At 67.0% G+C, this 7479-nt stretch carries 6 protein-coding genes; all 6 read right to left on the reverse strand.

Annotated elements, in window-relative coordinates:
- Window positions 1–8 precede the first annotated feature (8 nt).
- Complete coding sequence (locus tag GO615_RS29355) at window positions 9–2426, reverse strand: TIGR03087 family PEP-CTERM/XrtA system glycosyltransferase (RefSeq protein ID WP_169125985.1); 2418 nt, start codon at window positions 2424–2426, stop codon at window positions 9–11.
- A 2-nt stretch (window positions 2427–2428) separates the two neighbouring features.
- Window positions 2429–3466, reverse strand: a complete 1038-nt coding sequence (locus GO615_RS05255; protein WP_169125986.1) for a FemAB family XrtA/PEP-CTERM system-associated protein — start codon at window positions 3464–3466, stop codon at window positions 2429–2431.
- Between the two features lie 23 nt (window positions 3467–3489).
- Window positions 3490–4326, reverse strand: coding sequence for an XrtA system polysaccharide deacetylase (locus GO615_RS05260; protein ID WP_169125987.1), 837 nt, complete (start codon window positions 4324–4326; stop codon window positions 3490–3492).
- Between the two features lies 1 nt (window position 4327).
- A complete protein-coding gene (wecB, locus tag GO615_RS05265) occupies window positions 4328–5482 on the reverse strand; it encodes a non-hydrolyzing UDP-N-acetylglucosamine 2-epimerase (protein ID WP_169125988.1) in 1155 nt (384 codons plus the stop codon).
- Window positions 5472–6557: an XrtA/PEP-CTERM system-associated ATPase gene (locus GO615_RS05270; RefSeq protein WP_169125989.1), complete on the reverse strand. Its 1086-nt coding sequence runs from the start codon at window positions 6555–6557 to the stop codon at window positions 5472–5474. The genes wecB and GO615_RS05270 overlap by 11 nt, the downstream gene beginning before the upstream one ends.
- Before the next feature lie 11 nt (window positions 6558–6568).
- Window positions 6569–7479 (reverse strand): TIGR03016 family PEP-CTERM system-associated outer membrane protein (locus tag GO615_RS05275; RefSeq protein WP_169125990.1); only part of this gene is annotated, 911 nt, incomplete at its 5' end.

Genomic DNA, 7479 nt, shown 5'->3' on the forward strand with positions numbered 1-7479 from the left:
CTCCCGCTTCAGGTCGCCGGCACCGCACGCCCCGCCGCACTCAACAAGGACTCGTACAGCTGCGCATAGCGGGCCACCATGCCGTCGATGCTGAACTCCTCCACCGCACGCTGCCGCCCCGCTTCGCCGTGCCGCCGCAACATCCCGCCGTCGCCGACGTAGCGCGCCAGCGCGTCGGCGAGTGCGTCGCTGTCCGACGCCGGAACCAGTATCCCGGTCTCGCCGTCGAGCACCAGCTCGGCATTTCCACCCACCCGCGTCGCGATCACCGGCAACCCGCAGGCCATCGCCTCGAGGATGGTGTTGGAGATCCCTTCCGCACGCGACGGCAGCACGAACACATCCATCGCCCGCAGCGCCTCCGGTACGTCGCGCCGCTCTCCCACCAGCCACACGCAAGCGCCCACGCCAGCCCGGGCGACCTCGGCCTCGAGCTCGGCCCGCAGGGAGCCGTCGCCGACGAACATCAGGCGCAGGCGCCCGGCAAGTTCCGGAGCCCGACGGAGCAGGTGCACGAACGCGCGCAGCAGGTTCAGCGGGTCCTTGATCGGTTCGAGCCGGCCGACCGTGCCGATCACGCACAGTTCGTCGCCCTCGAACGGCGATCCGTCCAGCACCTCCCGTCCCCTCGCGCCCGGCCTGAAACGCTGCGTATCGACCCCGTTGCAGATGCGGGTCATGTGCGCCGCGCTCACCCCGACCGACGCGTTCAAATATCTCAGGAGATGGTCGGACAGCGGTATGTAATGGGTCACGAACGGCCGATACAGCCGGCGCATCCACTGAAAACGCCGCCGCGTTCCATGGGGATCGGACACATCCCAGCCGTGCTCGCCATGCACCCGCACCGGCACTCCCGCGGCCCACGCGGGCACGACGGCTTCCAGCGCGGCGAGGTTGCGCGTATGCACCACGGCCGGCCGCAGTTCGCTGAACAGGCGGAACAGGGCGGGATACAGCTTCAGCCCGTGCCCCGGCGGCTTGTGCAGGGAAATGAAACGCACGTCGTCGTGCACGATGCGCTTGCAGAACGCCGGATCGCACTCGGTCAGCGCGACGATGGCGTGGCGGAAGCGGCTGACCGGCAGCCGGTTGATCAGATTGACGACCCCGTTCTCCAGCCCGCCGACATCAAAGCGATACACGACATGCACGACCAGTGGCCGCGGGTCGTCGTCGGAAGCCCCCCCGCCCCGGCCTCGCAGCGCGATAGCCGGGCCGCTCGCCGCATCGAGCAAGGCATCCAGGCGGCCGAGGTGCGCCTCCCAACTGTACGAGGCCAGCACGCGCGCGCGCGCGCATGCACCCATCCGCGCCGCCCGCTCGGGGTCACCCAGCAGCCCGGAAATCCGTGCGGCGAACTCCCCGGCGGTCGCAGCAACCTCGAAGTCCCGTCCAGGCTCGCCCGCCAAACCGGTGGCCGACGATGCCGACACCACCACCGGGCGCGCCATCGCCATCGCCTCGAGCACCTTGTTCTGGATGCCGCGCGCGATCCTCAGCGGCGCGGCCACGACCTGCGCATGTCCGATCCACGGCCGCACGTCGGGCACGCTGCCGGTCACCACCACCGCGGGACCGGCCAGCGCCAGAACGGCCGGTGCAGGATTCATGCCGACGATGTAGAAGCGCAAGTCTGCGCACGAACGCTGCAGCAGGGGCAGGATTTCCTGCACGAACCACACGACCGCGTCGACGTTCGGCCAATAGTCCATGGCCCCGGTGAACACGACGACCGGCCCGCCGACGGGATACGGGTCGGCATGGCCCGCATCGGGCGTGAAGAAGCCGGCATCGACCCCGTTCGGCATCGCCACGACCCGTCCAGCGGTTTCCGGCGCCGCCCGCCGGAAGAGGTCCGCCTCGGCTTCGGTCACGAAGATGCTGGCATCCGTCGCGGCCGCCACGCCGCGCTCGAACGCCAGCAGTTTCTCCCCTTCCCGCCGGTACAGCCACGACATCGGCCAGCTGCGGGCACGCGCGTAGTCGGCCCATTTCGCCGAATCGACATCGCAGAAATCCACCACCCGGCGCTCGAGGCCGGCGTGGTCGAGGTATTGCGCCATCGGTCCGGAGAAAGCCACCGCACGACGGATTGCATGAGTCCGAACAGTGCGATCGACCCAGTCGCGCAGGCGCCGGCTGCGGTAGTAGGGCAGGCTCAGCGCCTCGCCGCCCGGCAGCCCCCGCAGGCTGGCCAGTCGCGCGCGCGCGGGCGACAGCGGGATCGCACAGACGTCCGCACACCACTCGCGCAGCGTGTCGACATGGGCCGCATCCTCGGCACGATCGACGAAGGTCCCCAGATAGACGCGATGGTTTCGCGCGAGTTGCCGCAGGATATGGAAGGACCGCAGCTTGTCGCCCTTGTTGGGCGGGTAAGGGATCCGATGCACCAGGTACAGCAGCGGAGGGCGATCGTCCATGCTCACCCCAGGTTGCGCACGATGTGCGGTCCGAGCACGTTCGCCACCCCGATGGGCAGCCGTCGCCATAGCGCGATCAGCGCCCGATACTTCGGATTCATCGGATTGTTCTGCGGCACCGCGTCGCGCTTGTACAGGCGATACTCGTAAGCCAGCGGCTGCGGCTCGAAGCCCCAGTTCTTCTTGAATCCGTAGGGGCCGGTACCGACCTTGCTGCGACCGTAATCGAACAGTGTCGCCCCGCGGCCGACAGCCCGCCGCATCAGCTCCCAATACTTGAAGTCGTTCGCGGCCAGATCGCGCGCCGCCGGCGCATCGCCGGCGTAATAGGGCAGGATCTCGTTGCGGAAGTAGAAGCTCAGCACGCCCGACATCGGCCTGCCCGCCGGGTCGGTGATCGTCAGCACCTCGCAGTTCGGACCGAACTCCCGCAGCAAGCGCGCGAAAAAGGCCTTCGGCAGCGCGGGCGTGCCATGGCGCAGCACGTTCCCGGCATACAGCGGGAAGAAGCGCTCCACATCCTCATCGATGCGCGCGACCAGACCGTTGCGCATCCCCTTGCGCACCATCGCGCGCTGCTTGCGGGGGATCGCCGACAGGTTGGCCTCGTCCTCGGCCGCGATCTCCTTGCGGAAGGTCACATACAAGTCCTGGCGCGGCCAATCCGCGTGCCGCGCATGCAGGTTGCGGTATTCCAGATGCTGCACGCCCAGCCGCCGCGCCAGCTCGTCGGCGTGCGTCTCCAGCGCGGCCACCGCATCGGCTGCGCCCGCCGCGCCACCGTAGGCGCAGAAAGGCAGCGACGCGAGCGCATGGCCGAAGAGGCGGCTCCTGACCTCCGCCAACGGCAGGATCGCGACGATCTCGCCGGCCCGTTCCGCATACAGGAAATGCGTCCGGTGACGGAACACCTCACGCATGATGTCCTGCCAGGCCGCCAGGTGAAAGAAGGTCGCCTCCGGGCAGGCGTGTACGAACGCATCCCAGCGCCGACGGTCGGCCTCGTCCAGTCGCCTGACCAGCAAGGGGGGACGGTCCATCGCGATTGCCCTCCCCGGCCGCTTCAGAAATCCGCGAAAACCCGGTCGGCACGCCCCCAGGCGAAATCACGCAGGAGGCATCGCAGCCGCCCCTCGGTGCGCTCGAGATTCACGTAATGACGGAATCTCGTCTTCATCGACGCGCGGTTCACGCGCGGCTGCTCGGGATCGATCTCCCAAGGGTGGAAGTAGAAGATCGCCGCTTGGGCATCCTCGCGATTGACGCGGGCAATCTGCCAGCGCGACACGGCATACGGCAACAGCCGGAAGAAGCCGCCGCCGCCGGCCGGCCAGTTGCGGCCCATCCAGCGCATCGTCGTCACCGGCACCTCGAGCAGGCCGCAGTCCAGGCGGTACGGAAAACGCGGCGCGTCCGGCATGCCGTAATGGTCGTGATGCACCGGATAGACGCTGGAACTGTAGGCATAGCCCGCCTCGGCAATGCAGTCGTGCGCCCACAGATTTGCCTTGCCGATGGAAAAGCTCGGCGCCCGGTAGCCGGCCACCCGTTCGCCGCCAATGTCCTCCAGCACCGCCTTCGCAAGCACGATGTCGGCGAGAAAGCGATCGCACGACTGCGCGCTTGCACGCTCGTGTTCATAGCCGTGACTGGCGATCTCATGGCCCTGCGAAACGATCAGCCGGACCAGTTCGGGGTAACGCTCCGCAACCCAGCCCAGCACGAAGAAGGTTGCCCGTGCGTCATGGTCATCGAGCAACTGCAGGATCTGATTCACGTTGCGCTCGACCCTGCACGGCACCTGTTCCCATTCCGTGCGCGGAAAATGGGGTGCGAGCGCGGACACATGGAAGTAATCCTCGACATCGATGGTCAGCGCATTGACGATTCGCTCGTCCATGTCACACGCCTCCCATCGACTCGCGCTCGCGCAGCCATGCAGCAAGGTGGGCGACGATGCGCTCGGCGGCACGGCCATCCCAGTATTCCGGCACGCGCCCGCGCTTGCCTCCACCATCCAGCACGGCGTCAGCCGCCGCGCGCAATGCAGCAGGATCGATGCCCACTACGGTGTTCGTGCCCTGCTCCACCGTGATCGGCCGCTCGGTGTTCTCCCGGATCGTCAGACACGGCACGCCCAGCGCGGTGGTCTCCTCCTGGATTCCGCCCGAATCGGTGAGCACCATCGTCGCGCCCGCCATCAGGCCGAGCATCTCCAGATAGCCCTGCGGCGGCAGCACCAGAAAGCCCTGCGCATCGAGTCGGTTCAGCATGTCGAAACGCTCGAGATTCGCACGCGTACGCGGGTGCAGCGCAAACACCAGCGGCAGGCGCGCACTGATATTCCGCAACGCATCGACGATCGGCCCAAGCGTATCGGGGTGGTCCACGTTGGAGGGGCGATGCAGGGTGACCACGCCATACCCCCCGCGCAAGCGCTCGCCCCCGAACCCCGACGCGGCGATCAAATCGGACGCCGCCGGCGCCTTCGACAGGTTCGCACGCAGGCTGTCGATCATCACGTTGCCGACGAACACGGCCCGCTGCGGTGCGATGCCCTCGCGCACGAGATTGGCGTGCGCGCTGCGCTCGGTCGTGTACAGGAGGTCGGAAATCTGGTCGGTCAGCACGCGATTGATTTCCTCGGGCATCGTCCGGTCGTAGCTGCGCAGGCCCGATTCCACATGCACGACGGGGACGCCCCGCTTCGACGCGACCAGTGCGCAAGCCAGCGTCGAATTCACGTCCCCGACCACAAGAACCGCCCGGGCACCATTGGCATCGATCACCGGCTCGAAGCGCTTCATCACCTCCGCCGTCTGCACCGCATGGCTGCCCGAACCGACCCCGAGATTCACGTCCGGCCGCGGCAGTTCGAGATCCGCAAACAGGCGATCATTCATCGCCACGTCGTAATGCTGCCCCGTGTGTACGAGCAGCACCGGCACCGCGGGCGCATGCGCCCTGAAGGCGCGGATGATCGGCGCCATCTTCATGTAATTCGGCCGCGCTCCGACCACGCAGATCACGGGGCGAAGGGAAATGTCAGCGTCCATCGGGCGCCCCGCCCTCGCCATCGTCGCGGCGGACGGCCTGAAGCAGCTGATTCAGCACGTCCAGCGTCGCCGCCATCGACTGCTCCAGACCCGCGATGCGCGCCTCGATGCGCTGCACATCGAAATTCGCTGCCATTCCGGCCACGCGATCGGCCAGCGCCCCCGGAACCTGCAGGCTCCGCGGATCGATCGCACCGGCGGCCAGAGACGGAAGCGCACTGCCGCTGAGTCCGCCCAAGGTTGCACCGGTTGGCCGCCGGGCAGCGAACTCGTCCTGCAACTCGCTCACCACCTCGCGCACATCGGCTTCGCCAATGGTGTGTCGCTCGGCGATGTAGGCCGCCAGCATCAGGCGGTCGCAAAGCGAATTGATGCGGCGCGGAATGCCACCCGTATTGGCGTAGACGAGCGCGAACGCGCCATCGTCGAAGCTCGGGTCGCTCTGCCAGCCGACGTGGCGAAGCCGGTGCTCGACATAGGCGCGCGTCTCGGCCGCGTCCAGCGGCCCCAGGTGGTACGACGCGATCACCCGCTGGCGCAGCTGCTGCATCTGCGGCCCCTGCATGGTGTCGCGGAACTCCGGCTGGCCAACCAGGAAGCTCTGCAGCAGGGCGTGGTCTTCGAGCTGGAAGTTCGACAGCATCCTGAGCTCCTCCACCGCATGCGGGCTCAGGTTCTGCGCCTCATCGACGATCAGCAAGGCGCGCTTGCCCGCCGCCGCCAGCGACACGAAGTAGGTCTCGAGCGCCAGCAGCAGGCCGGCCTTGTCGAGGCTACGGCTCGGGACGCCGAACGCTGCGGCGATCATGCGCAGGATGTCGCTCTCGTCGACCTGCGTGTTCACCAGATTCGCGGCGACCACCTTGTCGGCATCGAGACGCTCGAGCAGGCTGCGCACGAGCGTCGTCTTGCCCGCACCGATCTCGCCGGTCACGACGATGAACCCCTCGTTCTGGTGCAGGCCGTATTCCAGGTAGGCCATCGCCCGACGATGCCCGCGACTGCCAAAGAAGAAGGCGGGATCGGGATTGAGCTGGAAGGGCTTCGCGCGCAGCCTGAAATAGGACTCGTACATGCAAGTTCAGCTCAGAAGCTCACCGAAATCGTCGCCGTGATCACGTTCTCGATGAAGTCGCTCAGGCCTTCCGAGCGCTGGTAGCGGTAGGTCAGCCCACCCGAGGTGTTCGGCCCGAGTTGCTTCGACAGCGCAAGACTGAACGCCGTCCGCTCCGTCTCGGATCCATCCCTCCCGCTTCCGGTCGAGCGTGAGCGCGTCAGGCTCGCACTGAGCGAGGTCTGTGGTGCAAGCCGGTGACTCAGCGCAACAGTCGCAGAGCGCGTCTTCACATCGTCGAAGCGCGCGAAATCGTCCTGCGGGTTTCCTGTCACCTCAGCCCCCAGGCGACTGCGCTCGGACTGCTGCAACGACAAGGTCAGCACGTTGCGGACGCCGATCAGCGACACGCTCCCGGTCAGGTTGCGTGTCACGAAACGCGCATTCGACAGGAACAGGTCGCGCGGGCCGATCGCCGGATAGCCCAGCAGCCGACGCACGACCGCCTCGCGCAGGAAGGGATCGGGAATCACACGCTCGAGGGCGTCATAGAGCAGACGAAACTCCGGGTCCCGAAACACATCGGCCCCCAGCAGTTCGAGCGAAGACGAAATATCCCGCGAATACGAAAGATTCCAGTTCGACAAGGCATGGCGATGATTGAACATGAAGTCGTAGCCACGGCCGAAAACACGCTTCTCCGTCGTTCCCGAGATCGTCGTGCGCTCGGTGGGATTCCAGTCGAAGCCGCCCCCCACGATCGAGCTACTGTCATCGGAGGCCGTGTCGTAATCATTGCGCTCGTGGCCCACGATTCCGCGCAGGCGGAATTGTGGCGTCACCGTCACATACAGCGTTCCCCGCATCGTCTCTTCCGAGGAACTCCCGGTGGTCCCGGCACGCCCCGAGTCGCTCTCCGAGCGACTGTACGACAGCCCCCAGC

This window comes from Aromatoleum evansii (genome assembly GCF_012910805.1).
Lineage (GTDB): Bacteria > Pseudomonadota > Gammaproteobacteria > Burkholderiales > Rhodocyclaceae > Aromatoleum > Aromatoleum evansii.